21 protein-coding genes are annotated in these 22,835 nt (G+C 34.3%); 3 read left to right on the forward strand and 18 right to left on the reverse strand.

All coding sequences use genetic code 11. The features are described 5' to 3' along the window. Positions 1-74 precede the first annotated feature (74 nt). A complete protein-coding gene (locus tag AC1RRQ_RS08975; RefSeq protein ID WP_493022683.1) occupies positions 75-1,226 on the forward strand; it encodes a cysteine desulfurase family protein in 1,152 nt (383 codons plus the stop codon). Between the two features lie 410 nt (positions 1,227-1,636). Here AC1RRQ_RS08975 and AC1RRQ_RS08980 read toward each other — a convergent pair whose 3' ends face one another. From AC1RRQ_RS08980 to AC1RRQ_RS08990, 3 genes are all read right to left on the reverse strand, one after another. Then, the gene (locus AC1RRQ_RS08980) at positions 1,637-2,239 is read right to left on the reverse strand and encodes a nucleotidyltransferase family protein (protein WP_493022684.1); all 603 of its coding nucleotides are present in this window, start codon (positions 2,237-2,239) and stop codon (positions 1,637-1,639) included. Next, positions 2,232-3,353 (reverse strand): XdhC family protein, encoded by a 1,122-nt coding sequence (locus AC1RRQ_RS08985; protein ID WP_493022685.1) that lies wholly within the window; start codon positions 3,351-3,353, stop codon positions 2,232-2,234. The genes AC1RRQ_RS08980 and AC1RRQ_RS08985 overlap by 8 nt, the downstream gene beginning before the upstream one ends. A 136-nt stretch (positions 3,354-3,489) precedes the next feature. Then, positions 3,490-3,975: a copper resistance protein NlpE gene (locus AC1RRQ_RS08990; protein ID WP_493022686.1), complete on the reverse strand. Its 486-nt coding sequence runs from the start codon at positions 3,973-3,975 to the stop codon at positions 3,490-3,492. A 196-nt stretch (positions 3,976-4,171) separates the two neighbouring features. Between AC1RRQ_RS08990 and AC1RRQ_RS08995 the strand changes: the two genes are divergently transcribed. Beyond that, a complete protein-coding gene (locus AC1RRQ_RS08995; RefSeq protein WP_493022687.1) occupies positions 4,172-4,504 on the forward strand; it encodes a YegP family protein in 333 nt (110 codons plus the stop codon). 52 nt (positions 4,505-4,556) lie between these two features. On the opposite strand, the gene AC1RRQ_RS09000 is transcribed toward AC1RRQ_RS08995, so the two are convergent. From AC1RRQ_RS09000 to rhaT, 10 genes are all read right to left on the reverse strand, one after another. Continuing rightward, on the reverse strand, positions 4,557-4,949 hold the full coding sequence (locus AC1RRQ_RS09000; protein ID WP_493022688.1) for a helix-turn-helix transcriptional regulator: 393 nt from the start codon (positions 4,947-4,949) through the stop codon (positions 4,557-4,559). 236 nt (positions 4,950-5,185) lie between these two features. Beyond that, positions 5,186-5,593, reverse strand: coding sequence for a hypothetical protein (locus AC1RRQ_RS09005; RefSeq protein WP_493022689.1), 408 nt, complete (start codon positions 5,591-5,593; stop codon positions 5,186-5,188). A gap of 366 nt (positions 5,594-5,959) precedes the next feature. After that, entirely contained in the window at positions 5,960-6,715 is a 756-nt protein-coding gene (locus AC1RRQ_RS09010; RefSeq protein ID WP_493022690.1) for a hypothetical protein, read from the reverse strand. 99 nt (positions 6,716-6,814) lie between these two features. Continuing rightward, positions 6,815-7,402 carry a LutC/YkgG family protein gene (locus AC1RRQ_RS09015; protein WP_493022691.1) on the reverse strand — a complete coding sequence of 196 codons (588 nt, stop codon included), beginning with the start codon at positions 7,400-7,402 and terminating at the stop codon, positions 6,815-6,817. After that, the gene (locus AC1RRQ_RS09020) at positions 7,392-8,795 is read right to left on the reverse strand and encodes a lactate utilization protein B (RefSeq protein ID WP_493022692.1); all 1,404 of its coding nucleotides are present in this window, start codon (positions 8,793-8,795) and stop codon (positions 7,392-7,394) included. The genes AC1RRQ_RS09015 and AC1RRQ_RS09020 overlap by 11 nt, the downstream gene beginning before the upstream one ends. Before the next feature lie 21 nt (positions 8,796-8,816). Further along, positions 8,817-9,557 carry a (Fe-S)-binding protein gene (locus AC1RRQ_RS09025; protein WP_493022693.1) on the reverse strand — a complete coding sequence of 247 codons (741 nt, stop codon included), beginning with the start codon at positions 9,555-9,557 and terminating at the stop codon, positions 8,817-8,819. Between the two features lie 134 nt (positions 9,558-9,691). Further along, a complete protein-coding gene (locus AC1RRQ_RS09030; protein WP_493022694.1) occupies positions 9,692-11,053 on the reverse strand; it encodes an FGGY-family carbohydrate kinase in 1,362 nt (453 codons plus the stop codon). A 43-nt stretch (positions 11,054-11,096) separates the two neighbouring features. Then, positions 11,097-12,371 carry a sugar isomerase gene (locus tag AC1RRQ_RS09035; RefSeq protein WP_493022695.1) on the reverse strand — a complete coding sequence of 425 codons (1,275 nt, stop codon included), beginning with the start codon at positions 12,369-12,371 and terminating at the stop codon, positions 11,097-11,099. A gap of 351 nt (positions 12,372-12,722) precedes the next feature. Further along, positions 12,723-14,864, reverse strand: coding sequence for a bifunctional aldolase/short-chain dehydrogenase (locus AC1RRQ_RS09040; protein ID WP_493022696.1), 2,142 nt, complete (start codon positions 14,862-14,864; stop codon positions 12,723-12,725). A 27-nt stretch (positions 14,865-14,891) separates the two neighbouring features. After that, positions 14,892-15,941, reverse strand: a complete 1,050-nt coding sequence (gene rhaT, locus AC1RRQ_RS09045) for an L-rhamnose/proton symporter RhaT (protein ID WP_493022697.1) — start codon at positions 15,939-15,941, stop codon at positions 14,892-14,894. 383 nt (positions 15,942-16,324) lie between these two features. Here rhaT and AC1RRQ_RS09050 point away from each other — a divergent pair, with 383 nt between their 5' ends. Next, the gene (locus AC1RRQ_RS09050) at positions 16,325-17,365 is read left to right on the forward strand and encodes a GntR family transcriptional regulator (RefSeq protein ID WP_493022810.1); all 1,041 of its coding nucleotides are present in this window, start codon (positions 16,325-16,327) and stop codon (positions 17,363-17,365) included. Positions 17,366-17,472: 107 nt separating this feature from the next. Here the strand turns inward: AC1RRQ_RS09050 and AC1RRQ_RS09055 are convergent, their stop codons facing one another. The 5 genes from AC1RRQ_RS09055 to AC1RRQ_RS09075 form a co-directional block, all read right to left on the reverse strand. Then, a complete protein-coding gene (locus AC1RRQ_RS09055; protein ID WP_029272605.1) occupies positions 17,473-17,649 on the reverse strand; it encodes an Hc1-related histone H1-like protein in 177 nt (58 codons plus the stop codon). A gap of 404 nt (positions 17,650-18,053) precedes the next feature. After that, positions 18,054-19,349, reverse strand: a complete 1,296-nt coding sequence (locus tag AC1RRQ_RS09060; protein WP_493022698.1) for a DUF4861 domain-containing protein — start codon at positions 19,347-19,349, stop codon at positions 18,054-18,056. A gap of 160 nt (positions 19,350-19,509) precedes the next feature. Next, on the reverse strand, positions 19,510-19,908 hold the full coding sequence (locus AC1RRQ_RS09065; protein ID WP_493022699.1) for a hypothetical protein: 399 nt from the start codon (positions 19,906-19,908) through the stop codon (positions 19,510-19,512). A 19-nt stretch (positions 19,909-19,927) separates the two neighbouring features. After that, on the reverse strand, positions 19,928-21,004 hold the full coding sequence (locus AC1RRQ_RS09070; protein ID WP_493022700.1) for a DUF8202 domain-containing protein: 1,077 nt from the start codon (positions 21,002-21,004) through the stop codon (positions 19,928-19,930). A gap of 1,002 nt (positions 21,005-22,006) precedes the next feature. Then, positions 22,007-22,750 carry a rhamnogalacturonan acetylesterase gene (locus tag AC1RRQ_RS09075; RefSeq protein WP_493022701.1) on the reverse strand — a complete coding sequence of 248 codons (744 nt, stop codon included), beginning with the start codon at positions 22,748-22,750 and terminating at the stop codon, positions 22,007-22,009. Between the last annotated feature and the right edge of the window lie 85 nt (positions 22,751-22,835).

Consider the following 22,835-nt stretch of genomic DNA (forward strand, 5'->3'; position numbering starts at 1 on the left):
CGTTCTTTGCGGTTAAATACACACATTTATTTTTACATTGAAAATTGTACTTTTACAAAACTAAGTTTTGATTTATGCCGCATCAACAAAATATTTATCTGGATAATAATGCCACAACCCGTGTTGATGAACGCGTTCTCGAGGCTATGCTTCCGTATTTTACCCAATTATATTCTAATTCTACCAGTAAACATATTGCGGGACTTACGGTAAATGAAGCTGTAGAAAATGCTGCCTGGCAAGTCGCAGATTTAATAAATGCCGATGCAGAGGAAATTACCTTTACTTCGGGAGCTACTGAAGCAATTAATTTAGCAATTAAGGGTTTGGCAAACCAAGATCGAAAACATATCATAACGGTTGCCACTGAACATAAAGCGGTGCTCGAAACCTGTACTTTCATGGAAAGTATGGGTTTCGAAATCAGTTATTTACCTGTTAGTAAGGACGGACTTTTAGATCTTCATCTTTTAGATGAAACTATTACGGATAAAACACTGGTTTTCATAGGAATGCTTTCTAATAATGAAACGGGTGTCATACAAAATGTCAGTGAAATTTCCAGCATTCTGAAAAGCAGAAATGTACTTTTTATGTGCGATGCCACTCAGGCAGTCGGAAAGATTACTGTTGATGTAAAAACTTTAGGAATTGATTTTCTGACTTTTTCTGCACATAAATTTTACGGCCCAAAGGGTATCGGCGCTTTGTATGTTTCGGCGAAAGCCAAAATAAAACTGCTTCCTCAAATTCTTGGTGGCGGACAACAGCGAAAATTACGAAGCGGTACTTTAAACGTTCCGGGTATTATTGGTTTAGGTAAAGCTGCCGAAATTGCTTTAAATGATTTAGAAAAAGATAAAATCCAGATTGAAAAACTGCGCAATACATTAGAAAATGGTTTACTGCAATTTGAAGGTGCTTTTGTAAATGGAAGTACCGAAAACCGAATTTATAATACTACGAATATTTGTTTTCCGGGCGTAAATTCCGAACAGTTGATTATGGCTTTGGGGAATATTTCGGTTTCTAATGGGGCTTCGTGTTCGGCGGTTACCTCTGAGCCGTCTCATGTTTTAAAAGCAATGGGGTTGTCTCATGAACAAGCTTTGAGTTCTATTCGTTTTAGTCTCGGCCGATTTACTACAGAAGAAGAAATTGATATTGCGGTGGAACGGATTTTGGCTTTGTCTGGAGAGTTTGCCACTAAGACACTAAGGCAGTAAGTTTTTTATTTTATAATCTCGCGAAGTCGCAATCCCGAGGCTTCGGGAGCAACGATTTTATGAATTGCCTCCAGTTTTAACTGGAGGAAGAAATAGATTAAGGTTTAAAGGGCTTTAGCCAAACTTCTGCTAGTTTGGCTAAAGCCTTTTCTATTATTGCTTAGAAAACCTCCAGCTAAAGATGGAGGCAATTCATAAAGAAACTTACAGATTTGTCAAATCCAACATAGCCTGTGGTTTCAACCACAGGAACACAATACGACGCGTGACAATATTGCCTGTTGTTTCAATCACAGAAATACAATACAGGGTGTGAAAATATTGTATCCCCGTGGTTGAAACCACGGGCTATGTTTGAAAATAACCTCTGAACCTTTGCCCCTTTGCCTCTTTGAACCTTTGAACCTCTATCAAGAAATCAACTTATCATAATCTTCCTCGGTATCGATATCAATACTGCCTTTTTCGAAAGGAATTGAGGCGGTATCTTCTGCGTATTTTTTAATGATTTTTTTAGCTCCTTCCTGCCCTTTTAAGTCCAATAATTCACTGAAGTATTTTTTATGGAATAAAACTGGCGATCCTAAGGTTTCGGAATAGGCAGACGCTGTAATTCCTTTTCCGGTTTTGTGGTATTCACTAATCAGGTTTTCGAAAATTAAATTGGTTACATAAGGCTGATCGCAGACCGTGAAAATACAATGATCACAATCGGGGTTTAGAGATAAAAGTTCCTGAAGCCCTTTTACTATTGAAGATGCCATTCCGGTTTCCCAATCAGGATTGAAACAGCAGTTTAGTTCTTTGCTATTGAGGTCTTTTTCTATTAAATCATGATTAGCACCTGTAACTACAATTGCAAAAGAATCCGGTACCTTCGAAACTTCAAAAATGATGTTCTTTAAAAGTGTGGTTTCTTTGTATTCAAGCAATTGTTTTGGTCTTCCTAATCTTGAGGAATTCCCTGCTGCTAAAATGATAATACCGGTTTTATTTTGAAATTTATTACTCATAATGAATTTCATCGTGTATTTTTCCTTGTTTGTATTTTAAGGATGTTCCCGATTTTCCTGTAGAAAAAGCTTTAATTTCTGACACAATTGATAAGGCTATTTCTTCGGATGTTTCGGCACCAATATCTAAACCTACGGGACTGTAAATACGTTGTAATTGTTCCTCACTGACTTGTATTCCTTCATTTTGAAGATCATCAAGCATTCGGTTTAATTTGGTTTTCGGGCCGAGGATTCCAATGTAACGACAATTGGTTTCAAGTAACGATTTCAAAACGGCCAAATCGTATTTGTAATTGTGCGTCATTAAAACGACACAGGTTTGATCGTCGATTACAATATTTTCTAAAAACTGTTCGGTTTTTACGGCCTTTACATTGTCTGCATGCGGAAATCGTTTTGGTACTGCATGTGTTGCGCGTCCGTCGCCAATGGTAATTTTCCAGCCGAGTATTGCGGCCATTTTAACCAAAGGCTGTACATCGTTTCCTGCTCCGGCAATAACCAGCGAAATGGGCGGTTTTATGTATTCGATTAAAGCCTCACTGTCATTTTCTGGCAGAAGTTTTTTTATGATGGAGGTCTTGGTTCTCAAGACTTCTTTTACATCTGAAATTAAATTTAAAATATGGTTTTCATAGGTTAAAACGGGACTGTCTTTTCTAAAGAACAAAACAGTTCCTATTTGTTGTGCGTTTCTTTTGAGGGAGAAAACGGTAACGATTACGGCTTCTTTTCTTTCTAATTCTAACTGCTGTAAAAGCTGTATCGGGTTGTTTGGTGTTTCGTCGTCGATATATTCAAAGAGTATATGCACAATTCCGTTGCACCCAAGCTGTAAACCTAATTCGATATCATCTTCATTATTGGTGTTATAGGTAATAAGTTTGTTTTGCTTCTGGTTGATTGAAAGCAGTGCTTTGCGCAATGCATCTCCTTCGAGACAGCCTCCACTGATGGCTCCGGTAAGCTGACCTTCTTCTGTAACCAGCATTCGGGCTCCGGGTTGTCTGTATGATGATCCTTCTACTTTAACGACTGTGGCCAAAGCAGTTCTTTTTCCTTCGGATTTTGCTTTTGAGTATGCTTTTAGAATTTCGTTGATTTCCTTCATAAAATAAATGACCATCAACAAAAATTAGCATCGATGATTCTTTTTAATACTCTAAAAATAAAAAATATTATAAACTTAAGCGCAGTAAAGTCATTTAAGTTTATAATATTCTAAATTTTAAAAATCCGCGATTCTTTTATTTTTTCAGATCTAAAGAATAATTGAGTTTTGATTTTATTATTTTTTTATCGCGGTCGAGCATATAAATCTTTTTGGTATCTGAACTCAAATAACCGTAATAAATTTGTTTTTCTACAGGTTTATCATAGTTCAGAATAAATATTGTTCCGTCTGGGTCGTTTTCTAAACCTCGTTCTGTATTGAATTTTCCTTTTTCAACAAACTCTTTTTCAGGTGATTTTCCTTTGTAAATGCTGGACAATTCAAATTTTTGACCTTCCATTGTACCATCTCCCTGAGCAATTTTCAAGACAGTCTGAATGCCGCTGCAGTCTGCACATGGCAGTAAACCTGCGTAAACCCAAACATTTTGAACCTCAGTTTTTTCAGCACTTACTGATGTTGAATCTACTAGGGTTGCCTTTACTTCTTCTTCCTTTTTTTTCGAATTGCAAGCTGTTAACTGAATTGCAATTACTAATAAAATAACTACATTTTTCATATTCTTTAGATTTATTTTTCTATCAAATATACCAAAATTCTTACGTCGTATCACAAAAAAGCACTGTTTAACGATCTGAAAATGATGCTTAACAAATAATAAAGGATTATTTTTTCTTACAATATCATTTATACGATGAAGTTTTGTATTTTTATCAATAGCAAAATATTATAGTTAACTTAAATAAAAAAACTACATGGGAAAATTTGTGATTACTAAAAGAACCAATGGTGAATTTCAATTTAATTTGAAAGCTGGCAACGGCCAGACAATTTTAACAAGTGAAGGCTATACAACTAAAGCGGCCGCAACAAACGGAATCGAATCTGTAAAAACAAACTCGCAGGATGATTCTAAATTTGATAAGCTGGAATCTAAAAGCGGAAAACCGTACTTTAATTTAAAGGCCGGCAATGGCCAGATTATTGGATCAAGCGAAATGTATGAAAGTACAAGTGCGAGAGATAACGGAATTGCGTCAGTAAAAACAAATGCACCTGATGCAGCAGTAGACGATCAGACAGCTTAAGTAAAAATATAAAAATTAAAAAACGAGGCTTTTCAGACCTCGTTTTTTTGTTTTAAATCTGACCAAACTTACGTTTATAGCGGTTTAATTCTTCTTCTGTTTTATTTAAAAGCTTTTCTAAAAGTTTTATTTTATCTTCATAAAGTTCTTTTAGCGCTTCGTCGTTGCTGGAATTAATTAATATACTTCCGTTATTATTGTTTCCTTTGACAGTGTTAAAGCTGTTAAAGTATCTTTGACTGTCAAAGCTAATAATATCTTCTACACTGACTTCCAGAATTTTGGCAATTTCTACCAGTTTTACGTAGGATAAAATCGTTTTTCCTTTTTCAATTTTACTATAACCTGCCTGGGTCACGCCGAGTTGATCTGCCATATATTCCTGAGTGTAATTTTTTAACTCTCTAATGCTTTTTATTTTGCTTTTTATTGAAGTTGTTGCCATAAGTTTTATTTGGGAGACGGGCATGTATAGCTGAAACAGCCACTGCTAAACTTAGGGGTATTGCAGCTATATCTTTATTTTTGGAATCTAAAATACTGCCTCAATATGTAGGTAAAATGAAGCTGGATTTGTTTATTTTTTTCTAATTATTACGATAAAACCGTATACGAGAGCAATAATAATAAACATGAAATCGTAAATAGAAACTTCGTTCAATAATCGATTCATTGTGGTATTTATTTTTTTGTCTGCTGTAAAACTCGGTTAAATTCGAAATTGAGATAATTGTCGATCTGCCGGCCAATCATAGGTCGGTCTGAAGCATTTATTTTTACTTTCGTTTCTTTTTGATAAATATCTTTTACGATAACGAAATAATCAAATTCTGTGTTGTTGTGAAATCTCAGGATGATTAAAAAAGCGTAACAAAGTAAAGCTGGAATGATGTAATAGAGCTCCATTAAATTGGTAAAGATCATGCAGTAATAGGCCAAAGCGGTAACTGAGATAAAAGCTCCATTTTCAAAAAGATAGGTTCTCTTTTTTTTGAGCAGTCCAAGTTCTACAATTTCATTAAAACTGTACTGCCAATTTTGTGATCCGTAGCAAAACTGTACTTGATCATGAGTAAGGGAAATGAACATAATAATAAATAATTAAAAAATACAAGATTCTATTTAAAGAAAGCTTCAAGAAGCGCTCTAAAAATTTGTTTTCGGCTTAAAAAAAATTAATTTTGGACGCGCTGAAAAGTTCATCAGCACATCATATCGCAATATTACGCATAATCACCTTTTTTTTCTTACAAGTCAGCTTATAGAATATAACCAGAGGTTGTAATTAATTCTATTTATCATTTTTTACTTATATTTTCGATAATTTCATTTGAGATTTTACCTATATATTGTATTTAAATATTTTGGCTTATAAAAATAAAAAAAGCCATTTTCAATACAGGAAATGGCTTTTGATATAAGAGAAATAGTATTTTCTAAAATCTGCTCAATTTTTTAATAGATATATTTTAATTCTACGATTGGAACTCCGTTAACAACGCCAACCAGCTTTTTAGAAGGATATCCTTCTGAATTATATTCATATAAATTAATATTTGGATCGCTCGCTTTATCATTATAAATACTAAAAGATTTTACTAAATTATTAAGACCGCTATCAACTTCCATTAACAAGTTATATCCCAAAATATTTTTATACACGTTATTCTTATTATCGTACTCAAATATAAACGTCACATTAGTGAAATCATCTCTTACAATGTTTCCATTTTTTAAGGTCAATTTACCCGAAATATCATCTTTCTCCTCTTCCGCTCCTGTTACTGAATTCACTTTGTATACTTGATACGAAACGGTTCCATCTTCGTTATATGTATATTTCCTCAGGTTTTCGTACACGGGTTTTAAATAGTAATCAAGAATAACACTATTTAAAACAGAAATAACTTTTCCATCTTTATAAGTATACTCACTAACTGAAGAAACTCCTTTTTGCACATCAATATCTTCCTTTTTTGTAATCACATCACCGGTGTACGTATAATTAACTATAAGTCCCGTTTGTGAAGTAGTATTTTTTATTTTATTTCCGTCGTAAGTATTCTTTTGTATAAAGGTTTTCCCTTCATAAGTAACTTCAATTTCTTTTACCAAAATTGGATTCGACAAATTTGATGATTCGTCATTATCACTCGAACAAGAAGAAAGAACTAGAAAAGTAAAACTTAAGAGACTAACTATTTTTTTCATATTTAATTTTTAACGCGGTCAAAAGTAACAAATATAAAACAATAAAAAAGCCACTCCTTTCTGGGAATGGCTTACTATAATAATGAATTGATTTTTTATTTAATCTAATAAAAAGACAATCAGTCCTCTTGCGCCGTGTGCACCTAAAACGAGTGATTGTTCTATATCGGCAGTTTTAGAAGGACCTGCAATAAAAGTTCCGAAACCGTATTCCTGATTTCCAATTCTGTCGTAGGCTTGCTGCATTGTGCGTACAATATCATTTTTATGAACAATTATGGCTAAATACTGTGCAATAAAAGGCGAAACTCGCTGTCCTAAAATCTCATCGGTTACCCAGAGCGCACTGTTTTCGGCTACTCCAAAATGTGCTTTTACAACCGTTAATTCAACATCCTGGAGCGAATGCGGATCGGCATTATTCCAGTCTAATGAAGCAATTTCTGAAAGCTCGGGAAGTGTTGTTATAATTCTTTTCTCAAGATTATAATTGGCTTTTATATACTCGATTATTTCCTGATTATTGGAAACCTCAACTGGATCGCCTCCAATTCCTTTTAAAACCGTTTTATAGGTTTCTAGTACATCAAAGTTCTCGGAACCTAAAAAACTTAAATCCGGCAGTTCTGTAACTAAATTGGGCTGGTTTAGTTTTATTCTGTTTAAAATTTCGGCTTTACTGCTCATTGTCTTTTGCTTTAGATTCTCTTGAATTTTTCTTGTACCATTCTCTAAAAGATTCCTGAGGAACATCGGGCATTTCGCGCTGGTCGTACCATTTGTTCATTTTATTATTGACCATTGCCGGAATGTTTTTCATTACAAATCTTCCTGATTTTCCTGCAATGTTAAAAATCGTGGGATTGGCCAATACCGTTGCCATTGTTTTCATGGCTATGGTTTTGGCTTTTGGCGTATATCCATCTTTTACCAAAACCTGACGCCATTTGTACAATTGGTCGTGAATATCAATTTTTACAGGACAAACATTGGTACAAGAACCACAAAGTGTACTTGCAAAAGGCAGATCGGCATTTTTGCTCATATCTAAATTGGGTGCCAAAATAGAACCAATTGGTCCCGCAACCGCATTATGGTAACTATGTCCGCCGCTTCGTCTGTAAACCGGGCAGGTATTCATGCAGGCGCCGCAACGAATACATTTTAATGAATTTCTAAAATCTTCACGTCCTAATTGTTTGCTTCTGCCGTTATCGACAATTACAATATGAAGTTCTTTTCCGTCTCTTGGTTTTTTAAAATGGCTTGAAAAGGTTGTTATAGGCTGTCCTGTAGCACTTCTAGCCAATAATCTAAGGAAAACGCCTAAGTGTTTGCGCTGTGGAATCAGTTTTTCAAATCCCATGCAGGCAATATGAACATCAGCTAAATGCGCGCCCATATCGGCATTTCCTTCATTGGTGCAAACCACAAATTCGCCTGTTTCTGCAACGGCAAAATTCACTCCGGTTAAAGCTGCTTTTCTAGTTAAAAAGGTATTTCGTAAACTATGGCGTGCCGATTCGGTTAAATACTGCGGATTAAAATTTCCTTTTTCGGTTCCCAAATGTTCGTGAAAGGTTTCGCTTACATCTTCTTTTTTAAGGTGAATGGCTGGCAAAACAATATGACTAGGCGGTTCTTTACGAAGCTGTACAATATATTCGCCTAAATCTGAGTCGATAACTTCTATGCCTTTTTCGGCTAGATAATCGTTTAAATGGCATTCTTCTGTAAGCATCGATTTTGATTTCACCATTTGCTTTACATCGTGTTTTGCCAGAATCGAATGTACTATTTCGTTATGCTCTTTTGCATCGGCAGCCCAATGTACAATGATTCCGTTTCTTTGTGCGTTGGCTTCAAATTCTACTAAATAATCGTGAATATTAGAAAGTACATTGGCTTTGATTTGTGAAGCTGTTTCACGCAATAATTCCCAATCCTCAATTTGATGTGCCGATTTATCGCGTTTCGCACGAACAAACCAAAGTGTTTCGTCGTGCCAGTTGACACGCTCTACATTTTTGTTGAATTTTGATGCGGCTTCGCTGTGCGATATTGTTTTTTCTGATGACATCTTTATAAGTGTTTCAAAATATTAATTTTCGAGTGAATTTAATATTTCAGCAATATGGATGGTTTTTATTCTGCTTTTCTGTCTTTTTAAAATTCCGTCTAAATGCATTAAACAAGACATATCGCCTCCTGTAATATAATCGACATCGTGGCTTTCGTGATCTTTAATTCGGTCTTGGCCCATTTTTACAGAAACAGCTTCTTCGGTCACACAAAATGTTCCACCAAAACCACAGCATTCGTCTTTTCTGGTTAAGGCAACTAAATCAAGTCCTTTTATCTTGTGAAGCAATTGTTCTGGTTTGGAGAAAAATGGTGCGTTTAATTCTGACATCTGCGAAAGCTTTAAACCGCGTTGTCCATGGCAGCTTACATGCATTCCTACTTTAAAAGGAAAACTGCCTTCGATATGGTCAATTTTTAAAATATCAGTTATAAATTCTGTTAATTCAAAAACGCTGTTTCTAATTTTTGTTGCTGCTTCTTCATTTTTATCATCATGCAAATGTTCTTTTACATGCAAAACACAGCTTCCGGAAGGGCATACAATATAATCGAATCCGGAAAAATTGGTCACAAAGTTGGCATCGCAGCCTTTTGTAAGGTGTGCATAACCGCTGTTTGCCATTGGCTGGCCGCAACAGGTTTGTCCCATCGGAAAATGAACTTCACAGCCTAATTTCTGTAAAAGTTCGTATGTCGCTATACCCACTTTTGGATAAAACTGATCGACATAACACGGTATAAATAGCCCGATTTTCATTTCTTATTATTTTATTTAGCCCCAGATTTGGCAGATTAAACAGATGCACGCAGATTTTCTAAAATTAAATCTGCTATAATCTGCAGAATCTGCGTGAATCAAAATCAATTTAATCCATTAATCTGTGGCACAATTTAATGTTTGTAAAATTTCAAATCAATCAAATCATTCTGAATGGGTTTTGGATTCCAGTTTTGATGAATGGCCAATGCAGCGCCCAAAGCACTTGCCTGCGCCATCGATGCGGCGTAAACTTCTACATCTGGGAAAGCTTCTGCTAATAAATTCATATAAATCGAATTTTTGCTGAAACCTCCGTCTACAAAAATCTTCTTTACAGGGCTGTTATGAATGACTAAATTAGTTGAAAATACTTGTTGTTCTACCAAATCTAACATCAATTGATGATAGGCGATTTCGTAGGTTTTAAATGTTGAAAGGTCTCTTTTTTGAAAAGGACATTCTTTCAGTATATCAAAATTATACTTTTTAGGGTAAATAATCTGAAAATTCAGTGCTCTTAAATTAGATACAATGTTCTTATCAAAATAGACATCTTTGTACGTATCCAGCGGAACGTTAAAATGTTCAGCCAATCTTTTGGTTTGTATTTCGTGTTCGTTTCCGGCAAAAAGTCTGGCGGCTTTTACAGGCTTTTCGGTGTATTGTAAATAACACAAACAATCGTGCTGTAATTCCTCAAAAGTCAAGGCTTTATTATTGAACGGATTTAAAGAAATACTCCAGGTTCCGGTTGATAACAATACAAAAGGCTCAGTAAAGTTTATGGTATACGGAATTATCGCCGATGAACTATCGTGAAGCCCTGCTCCTACTGCTAAACCGTCTTTTGTTTTTATAACTTCTTTTCCAGATTGAAACGGCGGGATTTTACCCGAAATACCTTCATTTGTCAGCCATTTATGGTATTTCATTTTTTTGAAATTCCAAAGATTGGTATGGCAGCCTACGCTTGTAATATCGGCATAGGCTTCATTGGTTAAAAGAAAACTCAAAAACTGAGGCAGGTGTAAACAATATTCTACTTTACTGAATAGTTTTGGTTTTTCTTCTTTTAAACGATACAGCTGCATTCCTGAATTTAAGCTTCCTAAAACCGGAGAAGCTGTTTTTACTGCAAATTTTTCTTTGCCTTTATATTTGTTGTAAAAGTCATTTTTTAAATCCTCCGGATACTCTTTTAAATAATTATACAGAGGAGTTAAAACTTTTCCTTCCTTATCAATGTAGACAAAACTTGCTCCATAGGTGCTGAAATTGATAGCTTTTAAAACATAATTGGTTAAAGCTTTTATTTCTGATAAGCGTTCAAAAATCCAGTTTTTAAGCACTTCTATATTCTCGCAGGGAAAACCGTCTTCATCTGTCGTTTCGTCTAAATTGACTGATTTCTCCCAAACAATTCTATAGTTTTCATCAAATAAGAATACTTTTTTGTTTGTTTTACCAATATCAAAAATTGCAACTACATTCATTTTTTTAATTGTAAATTGTGAATTATCAATTGTTAATTGATAATTATAGTCCTGTTGCCAATGTTTTTAATCCTCTTTCTCCAATTAGATTTTTTCTAACCGAAAGGCTTCTATATAATTCTACCGGATTTAAAGCGGCACCTGAACGTAAACGAGCTTCGGCAACTAATGCGCGGACATCTGTACGGAAAGCGTTTTGAAGAATCTCTTGTGCTTTTACTACATCATTTTCTTCCTGTGCTTTTTCTAATGCTTTTCTGTCTACAGAAAGTGCCTGTGCATAAGCAATCATAATAGCTTCTACAGACTGCAGTAAATCTTCTAACGGATCTTTGATGTTGTGTGATGCGTCGATCATCCAGCCCAAATCTTTGGCGTGGTTCATTCCTCTTGCATCCATTCCTTCTACCAATTCATTGAAAATCAAAAATAATTGATATGGTTTTAAAGCTCCGGCAGTTAAATCGTCGTCGCCGTATTTTGAATCGTTGAAATGAAAACCGCCCAGTTTGTTTTCCATTAATAATAAAGAAACAATCTGCTCGATATTGGCATTTGGTAAATGATGTCCTAAGTCGACTAATGTCTGTGCTTTATCGCCTAACTTTTTTACATACGAATAAGACTGCCCCCAATCTGCTACGGTCGTTGAATAAAAGTTAGGCTCAGCACATTTATATTCTAAAAATAATTTCCAGTCTGCAGGTAATGCGTCGTAGATTTCTTCTAAACTTTCTAATGTATTTTGATAGGCTTTTCTAAAATTTAACTGTCCCGGAAAATTAGAACCATCGGCAAGCCAAATCGTTAAGGATTGTGATCCTAGTTCGATTCCGTGTTTGATAACTTCAATATTGTGGGCAATTGCCTGTTTGCGAACTGCTTTATTTACGTTTTGTAATGATCCGTATTTATAAGTATGCTCTGAACTTGCCTGATCCTGAAATGTATTCGAATTCATGGCATCAAACTTTAAATTGTGCTGCGCTGCAAGTGCTTTTATGGTTTTATAATCCTGTGGAATATCCCACGGAATATGAAGCGAGATGGCGCCTGAAGCATTGTTTAATTTATGAAGCAGCCCAACATCTTCGATTTTTTCTTCGATTGAACGCGGTTCTCCTCCTCCGGCAAAACGTCCGAATCTGGTTCCTCCTGTTCCTAAAGCCCAAGATGGAATCGCAATTTGAAAATCGATTAGCTTTTGAATTATCGCTTCTGTATTATCAATTTCTGATGCTGTAAAAACTAATTTATTCTGATGTTTTTTTAATAATCCCTCATTATGAGATTCAATATTATTGGACCCGATTATCATATTACTTTGTATTTGAATAGTGTGTACAAGATATGCAATTTTATTTTATATGTGTATTTTTAACACATAAAATTAAAGACGGAGCAATTTCAGCATCAAAACTCTTATTAATAAGTAATCGTGACTAATGTTTTCTGCTCTAAAATCTTAAGAAAAACTATGTTTCTGTAGATTGAAAATAGCTTTTGAATATGAATTGATATAATGTAAACCCTTGTTTAACTTTATATTTTAATGGTATCTGGTTTGTCTCGAAATGTGTGGTCTGTAAAAAAAATCTAACGCTCGAAATATCGAACGTTAGACCACAAAAAACCACTTTTGCTTAAACAAACTTATAAAAAAACTTTTTTATCTATAAAAGCCCATTGCAACACCGCCGTCTACGTTTAAGGCGTTTCCTGTTGATTTACCCAGTAAACCTCCAACAAAGGCAAAACAAGCGTTTGCAATATCATCCGGCAATATAATTTCATTTAATAACGTACGTTTTGCATAGTAAGCCGGAAGTTCTTCTACCGTTACTCCGTATGCTTTTGCACGACCTTCTGCCCATCCGCCAGACCAAATATTTGAGTCTGAGATTACGGCATCTGGATTTACTGTGTTTACACGAATTTTATCGGCTCCTAATTCGGCGGCCATTAAACGTGTTAAATGTGCCTGTGCTGCTTTTGCAGAACCGTAACCCGGGTTATTTGGCCCCGCTACAACCGCATTTTTAGAAACAATGTTTACAATATCTCCTCCAAAACCTTGCTTGCGCATTACTTCGATTCCGGCTTTAGAAACAATAAATTGTCCTTTTACCAAAATATCGTATAATCTGTCCCATTCTTCAAGAGTATGTTCTGCGATAGATTTAGAAATACTGATTCCGGCATTGTTTACAATAATATCTACACCGCCAAAAGCTAATGAAGCTTGGTCTAATGCTTTTTCTGTACTTGCTTCGTCTGTTACATTTAATAAAGTGCTCGAAACGGCATCTTTTCCAAATGATTTAATAAACTCGGCTGTTGCACCTTCAAGACGTTCTTCATTAATATCGTTGATTACAACACAAGCGCCTTCCTGTGCAAATTTCTTCGCAATAGCTTTACCAATTCCACCAGCAGAACCTGTAATTACAGCTACTCTGCCAGACAATGCTTTTGGTTTTGGCATACGTTGTAATTTTGCTTCTTCTAATAACCAATATTCAATATCGAAAGCTTCCTGGTGCGGTAATGAAGTATATTCTGAAACGGCTTCGGCACCTTTCATTACATTTACTGCATTTACATAATATTCTGATGCCAGACGCGCCATCGTTTTGTCTTTTGCAAAAGTGAACATTCCTACTCCCGGATATAAAATCACAACCGGATTTGGGTCACGCATTGCTGGAGAATTCGATTTCTTGCAGGCATTGTAATAGTCTTTGTACATTGCACGGTAGGCCTCAAAAGCCGGAGCTAATTTTGCTTTAACCGCATTTATATCAAATAAATCTTCGTTTGGATCTAATTCTAAAACCAGCGGACTGATCTTCGTTCTTAAAAAGTGATCCGGACAAGAAGTTCCTAATGGAGCTAATTTTGCTAAATCATTAGAATTAATGAATTCCAATACTCTTGCATCATCTGTATAGTGACCAATCATCTGACGTTCTGATGAACAGAAACCTCTTAAAATTGGTGCCACTTTTGCTGCTTTTAATTTACGATCTGCTTCTGGAAGGCTTCCAATTTTCTGACCTCCAAAAACTGGGCGTTTTTTTCCGTAGTTGCTTTCCAGGTATTCAGCACATTTTTCGATTACTTCTAATGTGTTGATGTAGCTTTCGTATGCTGTATCTCCCCAGGTAAATAAACCGTGAGAACCTAACATAATCCCTCTTAGTTTTTTACCTTTCTTTTCAGCTTCTTCTAAACAGCTTCTTAATTGAAGTCCTAAGTCAAAACCAGGACGCTGCCATCCTACCCAGCCAATTTCTCCATCAAATAATTCTTCGGTAATTTTTGCTCCGTCTTTTGCAGCAGCGATTGCAATAGCCGCATCAGGATGCAGGTGATCGATATGTTTGAATGGTAAAAATCCATGCAGAGGCGTATCGATAGAAGGTGCTTTTGAAGCCAAATCAAAAATACAATGATTGAATAATTCTACCATTTCATCTTCAAACTCAATACCGCGATATACATTTTCAAGATTACGAAGTCTGTCTAAATATAATGCTGCACAGCCCGATTTTGTAAGTGTTCCAATATCACCGCCAGAACCTTTAATCCACATTACTTCTGAGCTCGTTCCTGTTAACGGATCTTTGTCTGTAATTTTTACAGAAGTATTTCCTCCCCCATAGTTCGTTAATCTTAAATCGGCTCCTAATAAATTAGAACGATAAATGAAAAGTGCTACTTCATCTCCTGCTAATGCTGCTGCTTTAGCATCATCCCAAAGATAGCTTACGTGCTTAAAATTTGTATTAATTGTTTTTGTATTCGACATATACTTTATAATTATTTCTTGTATTATTTATAATGAGTTTCCAATTCCGACTAAAATGATCGCAAGCATAATAAGCCCAATTCCCCAGAAAAAAGTCCTTAATGTTTTTTTAGAAACTCCTTTCCATTCTTTCAAATAAAAACCCCAAAAGTTTGCTGTTAAAATGATGGTTGCCATGTGCAGGATCCATGAACTGGCACCATTTCCTAATTTGCTCTCTCCCATTCCGTAAAAGAAAAACTGTAAAAACCACATCGTTCCGGCAAGTGCTGAAAACAAAACGTTTTTAGTTATTGGAGTAGATTTATCAGTATAGTTTTTAATTGTTTTATTTTTAAAGTTCAAATAAAGACACCAGATAAAGTTGCTTGTAAGTCCTCCCCAAAGCAGAACAACATAGGTTACATTGTTTTGGAATAACGGATTTGCACCATTTACTACAGCATGTTCTGCCATTGATTTTCCAGCTTCGATTCCGTAATTGAAAAATGAACTTAATATTCCTGAAATTACAGCTACAATTAAACCTTTTACCAGATTAAAATCTTTATCCTTATCTTCATGACCTGTGGCAAAATCCTTTTCTTTCAGCATTCCTGCTTTTCCAGAAATAGCAATCCCAACAAGATATACTACAACTCCAAATAAAACCAGTTGTCCGCCAGGATTAGAAAGCATATGTGTAAATGAAATTTTCCCCTCAGTTGGAACAATATCATAATAAATTGATGGAACTAAAGCTCCAAAAGCAGAACAGAATCCTAATGTAATTGAGTTTCCTAAAGACATTCCTAAGTAGCGAACGCCCAAACCGTAAGTTAAACCTCCAATTCCCCAAATTAATCCCATTAAAAAAGTAAAGGCTTTAATGGATGGAGAAGCGGCAATAATAATATCTGTAAAATTTGGAATCGTTAAATAAGCGGCAATTGGCGGTACGATTAACCAAGAGAAAAAACCGCCCACAAGCCAGTAGCTTTCCCAAGCCCAATCTTTAACTTTTTTAAAAGGCATATAAAAACTACCCGAAGAAAATCCTCCGATAGAATGAAAAATAATTCCTAATAATGATTCCATTTAATAATTCTGTTTTTGGTTAATTGTGACAGTTAGTTTGGTTTTGTAAAATAATAGAATGTAAAAATTAAAACTGTCCTGTACTATCCTTTATGATTTGGGTAAATTATGTTAAAAGTACTTGCTAATTGCAAAGAACAATTGCGTTATATTGAAAAAATAAATTTAAAAACCTTATTTTAGCAATCGATTTCGTAATTATAATATCCTCAGTTTAATATTAAATAAAGGAAAATAAAGTAAGCCTTATTTAATTTCTATGATTTGTAAGGAAAGTAACAAAATCAATACATAAGCAGTTTTTTAAAACATGCTTTTATAAAATTATAATTAAAAAATTATGTGTCATGGTAAAACATGAACCAGATTTGCAAAATACAAGCATGATTAAATTAATTAAAATAGACGAAGATTCGAGGGTTCCTAAATACAAACAGATTGTTGACTCGATTTTACAAAATATTGCTAACGGAAATTTAAAAATAAACCAAAAAATTCCTTCTATAAACAGTTTTAGCGAAGAGTTTTATATGTCGCGTGATACTGTTGAAAAAGCTTATAATATTTTAAAAGAGAGAAAAATTATTTCTTCTATTAGGGGAAAAGGATATTATATCACACGCACAAAACTGGAATCTAAAGTTAATATTCTTTTTTTGACCAATAAACTGAGTTCGTATAAAATGAAAACCTACAGTGCTTTTATTAATACTTTAGGGGCCAATGCGCATGTCGATCTTCAGATTTATCATTGCGATGAAACGCTTTTTTTAAATATTCTGGACAAGTTTGATGGCGCTTATGATTATTATGTAATCACTACTCATTTTAAAACAGATGAATTAAAACATTTAAGTTTTACAGATGAAGTTGTCGATGCCATTAAAAAAATCCCGCAAGATAAACTGGTTGTTCTGGACAATATAAAACTGGGAACGGGAGATAATGTTATTAAAATATATCAGGATTTTGAAAATGATATTTACAATGCTTTAAAGGAAGGTTTAGAAAAAGTATCTAAATACAAACGCTTGATTTTGGTTTATCCTGATAAAGCAGTTTACCCCTATCCAAGAAGGATTCTGCACGGATTCAGGAAATTCTGCGTAGAACATGAAATCAATTTTGAGATTTTAAGCGAAGTCTATGACGATATGATTCTTAAAAAAGGAGATTTGTTTATCACGATTGAAGAATCGGATCTGGTGAATTTAGTGAAACAAATTCGGGACGAAGAGTTTGTTTTAGGCAAAGATATTGGTGTTATCTCTTATAATGACACTCCTCTAAAAGATTTATTAGGCATTACGGTTATGTCTACCGATTTTAATATAATGGGAGAAACGGCCGCACGAATGATTTTGAATAAAGAGAAAGGTCAGGTTAAAGTGCCTTTTAATTTTATTGACCGAAATTCTATTTAGGAGGTTCTTAGGGACTGAGGAGCTAAGGTTCTGAGGTTTTCTTACTAGAGCTTTTCGCTTTGCTCAAACCAAAAAAAAACCTCGCCGATTGACGAGGTTTAGTTGTATTATTTTTTTGATTCTTCGATAGAAACTTTTCTGAATTCTTTTAAAAGTTTTTCAATTTCTAAAGTAGCTTTACGTGCTCTTGGTCCTGCAGCTTTGATACCTTTTTCAGTTAAAGATTCAGCTTCTGCTTTAAATGCGTCAATTTCGGCGTTGATTTTTACTAATAGATCTTTCATGCTTATAATTATTAAATTAAGGCGCAAAAATAGAAGTTTGATCGATAGTTACAATAAAATTGCTGTTAAAATTAGCATAGTTTTTTACGCTTTTACTTAACGATAAATTTACTTATTCGATTTTGTAAAATCACATTTACGCAATAAACTATTAATCAGACATTTATTATCAATTTTAAAAATCAGACCATTTCTATGCGGTTTACAGCCCGTTGTATTTTTTTTCTTCTATCTGTGAAAAAAAATCCCAAATCATAAGATTTTGGCTAAAAACATTATGATTTGAGATTGAGAATGTGAGGAGAAATTACCCAATTAACTATTTATTCAGCTGTGCATTCTTAAAAACAATACCGTTTATTACACTTTTATCAATATTCATTTGATAAAATTTTACTCCATTATTACTTTTTCACATCTACTTTAATTTTAGCAGATAACTGCTTGGCCAGAGTTGTTACATAATTGGTAAAATAAGCGGCATCTTTAAAATTCTTATCCGCACTTAGTTCCCAGCCGGCTATTGGGTAATAACTTACTTCCTGATTATTTTTTACCGAAACTTTTATCAAATACGAATCTGTTAATTGCCCTGTTTTTGGTGCTTCTATATAACCTTTATAAACATTTTTCGGAATTAGTATGGCCGTTCCTAAAATCCATTGGCGTTCGTAGGTTAATTTATCATGCTGAACGAGACAAACAAAATCTCCTGAATCGATTACCTGCATTGGGTTTTGATTGTTCAGGTTTGAAAGCGTAATCAAAAGTGTGTCGTTTCCTTTTAAACCGTTTATAGAAACTGTGTTTTTGTAACCGTACATTCCCGGCCAGATCGAAGCTGTTTCTTCTGCCTGATATAGATTTCCTGATGCTTCCCAGTTTTGGTATTTATAATTTAGAACTGAATTTACCGGGCCTTCGCTTACAATTTTAAAGGTGGTTTTCTGAATATTATTTATGGTATCATTGCCTAAAATACCGAGTCTGTTTACTTTATTATTTTCTGTCAACAAAGCAAAACCACCTAATCCGGCTGAATTTCCTACAGGAAAAATATCTCTTCCCCAATCGTGCATTACGTGGTAGTTGTCTTCAACAGCACCATTGCTGTTTATTCCCACATCTTCCGGTGTGATTCCGGGTGTTTTTTTTCCGAAAACATCTTTACAGTTTCTTCCATCTAAATAATGTCTGAAACCTACTTTATCATTTTCCCAGGTTGGACCGTCGGTTTGGTATTTTTGATACCCGAGTTTTTTATGCACCTCATTGGCTAATAAAACTTCCTGAGTATCCGGGTGAACGGGCAGGTTTTTCCCTTCCCTTTTCCCAAATCTAACACTCGTTCTTATTGTAAATTTAGGGTCTTTGTCAGACCAGCTTAAAACAGCTTTTTTTTCTTCTTTTGGAGCAAAATCAGTTACCAGAAACAATTCATCCCATTTTCCGTCGCCGTCTAAATCATTCAACTGTGCCGGAATTGTATCTTTTTTATAAATTAAAATAGGATAAGTTCCGGAATTGTTTTGTAGAGAAAGCTGGTTTCTTTTAATAGAAATGGCTTTTTGAGGCAGTTCTAAATTGGAAGTATTTTTTAAAACGATTGTATTTCCTGTTGTTTTTTTCTGTGCATTACCGTTTGCAAAAACTAAAATCGAAAATGCAATTGGAACATAAAGCTGGATTGTACTTTTCATTACTCTATTACTTTTTATTGAAAACAATTTACTCATTTAATCGAAATAAAAAAACTCATAGAACGAATTTGTTTTGGGAGCATTGTTATTAAAAGCAAAAAAGGCGAACACCTACTACCGCATTCACCTTTTTCTATAAAAAAACTAATTACAAAATAAATCACACCATAAAAAACAAGGCTCTCTGAAAATTATCAAATTGCGCCTGACTTGTATTCCTGCTTAAAAAATTTAAATTGGGTATTTTAGGAACAAAATCTGATTTGCTTTTAAAGTATGCATTAAGATCTTCAAACATTTCTGTTCTGCTTTTTGAACCATCCACTAAAAACAAATTTTTAATGTCTTTAAAAAAAGAGAAGTTTTTATGCAATTGCTTATCAAATAAGCACACCATAACATTTCTTCCTTTTTTCTCTAATTTTAAAAAATCAATTAATTCTTCTTTATCATATACAACGAATATAGAACGGTCAAAATCTTTTAAACTTCTTTCGCTTTCTAATAGAAATGAGTCTTCGCAAAAATCAAATTCATTTTTAAATTTTCTCTTAAACATCTTTAAAAAAACACCTTTATTATCGTGTAAGTGCTCCAGTATTGTGCCCAATCATTAAAAATGCATTATTAGCTAATGAAGAAGGATTACTGATGGTAATATTCCCTTTTCCGCTTTGTCCCGTACCATTACCACTACCCGTATTCGTACTGTTTGACTGGCTTTGCAGCAATCCCGATGCATTATCCTGCCCTATACCAAATACATCATTATGATAAGCAGCATTAGCTGTTGCATCCCAAATATTCGTGCCTGAACTGTTTACATAACTCCCTGTTTTATGAATACCGTATTTAACAGCCAGATAACTTTCTATCTGGTTATGACTCGCCAGTGATGATTGGTCTGAAGTATATAAAATAACCTCTGCTATATCTCCGTTAAAATAATCATCATTGCTGTAAGTACTCTGTCCTAAACGAAAGTAGCCTGCATTAAATGCTGTAGTAGTGAAAGCCGATGATGTAAAAGCATTTCCATTAATTTCGGTTTTCCATTGATTTGATGCTGTAAAATGGGTAGACGCAATAACCGGCGTATCAACAACAGGTCCCACAGAAGGACCTCCAATACCATTTCTGTAGCCGTTAATACTTGTACCATTACGATTTATAAAATTAGCACCGGCCATATTCTGCCAGTCAGAAGTAAGCGGATTTTGCGAAACCATTACCACCCTTCCCGGTGCACTCGTTGTACTATTCATTAAAAAAACAGTATAAACCGATACATTGTTGCTCGTTACCGCCGGTGTTAAAAGCCCGGACAATGCCGAGAAACTAAGATTACTCGTTCCTGCAAAACGCACCGAAGGATTAAAGTTGAGCGTATTTTGCTGAAAAGTCGGGTTTAATACAATTGGAGTTAATACTGGAATTGTTGCATGATTACTGCCTCCGCTTAAATCGTTCCATGCTGTAATTGCTGCACCCTGTGTGGCGGGGGTAACACTCGAATTTGCTTTCAGCCATAATTTAAGACTGCTTGAAACTCCTCCCGGAGCTTGCGCCAAAGTTGTCTGTAGTACTGATAAAACTGCCAGGCAAGAAAACAAAAAAGACATTCTTGTAAAAGAAAAAGTAGAAGTATAAGCCATACGTGGTATTTTTAAATTTCAACTAAAAAAATTACATCTTAGATCCTATATTATTGACAGTTACAGGCAAAAAATAATTTTAAAGGCTTATAGTATTTCAGCTTTCCATAATATATTAATTACAAAAAGACTGCATTTATAACTATCTTTTCATCGGAATATATAGTGCATATTCTTATTCAAATACGCTTTGATTTATATTTTAACTTAAAAATGAACATTGAAAACCTGATACAAAACAACATTTGATGCAAAGCTTATATTGTATCAATAGTTTTGGCGGGTAATTTTAGAAGAAGGTTTATATACGATCTGATAAAAAAAGAAGTAAAGCACGAAACATCACTTTCATAAAAAAAGCAATCCTTTGATTATCAATGATAAAAATAAATCAAATATTCAAATTCAGCAGTTTTTCAAACTTTTAAGTTGTTTCAAATTATAATATGAAACAACTTTTAGTTTTATGATTTATTAAAAACTTATCCCATTTGTCAGCAAAATAAAAGCCTCAGACAAATTTTTGTTCCCATTACTAATTCCATACATATATTTGATAAAAAATGTTATTAAGAGACATTCTCGAGAAAAAAAACAGGAGTTTATAAAGTAAAACAGACTTAAAATTTTATACGAGAAGAAAATAATAGTATCCTTTTTTTAATCTTTTAGATAAGGCACAAAAAAAAGAGAAAACTATAAGTCTTCTCTTTTCACCATAAAAAATGTAAAAAAATCAATTCCGAGAATTTCACAACCAGGCTGATTTTACGGTTGCAAATATCTTACTATCCCAATCCTTTTATTGCCGCTAAAAGCTTTAAAACTTGCATTATAAGACATGTTTTAGATTTTAGATTGTAGATTGTAGATTGTAGATTGTAGATTGTAGATTTTAGATTTTAGATTGTAGATTTTAGATTTTAGATTGTAGATTGTAGATTGTAGAATTTGAGATTTTGGATTTTAAATTTTGGATTTTAAAACATAGATCCTGTCCTGTTATCGAATTCCTTTTTTTAGTTTTTCCAAAGACGGATCTTTCTGTTCTTTAATCTGATTAATTACGATCTGGGCAATTTTTGTTGCACCTAACAAAGAAAGATGTGTATCATCGGTCTTGTCTTTATCGTAATACGGATTTTCTCCGGCTTTAAAATGCAAATGCAATTGTTTCGATTTTTCCGGTCCAAAAGACTGTTCCAGTAATTCAGTATAATACTCTAAATCTATAAAAGGTACTTTGTATTCCTGCGATACTAATCTTGTTTCCAGCGGATAATCGCCATGAGTGGGAATCAAAACTCCTTTTTCATTAAAATTGCGTCGGGCAATAGAAGTCAATAAAACCGGAATTGCTCCTTTCTCCCTGCTCTCTTTTACAAACCGAATCAAATTATATCGATATGCCGTATGCGGATTGGTATAACGCACAGAATCTTCTATTTTTTCATCGTTATGTCCGAATTCAATAAAAACATAATCTCCTTTTTTTAGCTTTTTATAAATCGAATCCCAGCGTTTTTCATTAATGAAACTCTTGGTGCTTCGTCCGTTTACCGCTTTGTTTACCACCACAATATCATCCTTAAAAAACGGCTGTAAAACCTGTGCCCAGCCATGCTCAGGGTTTCGATCAGGATCTTTTTTATTGGCCATCGTAGAATCGCCTATAGTGTATAAAGTTGTTTTCTGTGCCAAACAAACGGTAGAGATTAGTAATGTTAAGATGATGTATTTTTTCATTTTGTTTTTGGTTTGTTGTTTTTAACCGCAAAGAGCGCTAAGTTTTTTCATTTATTTCCAGCTTTGCGAACTTTGTGTTTTATTA

The organism is Flavobacterium sp. GW821-FHT12A05 (genome assembly GCF_058807735.1).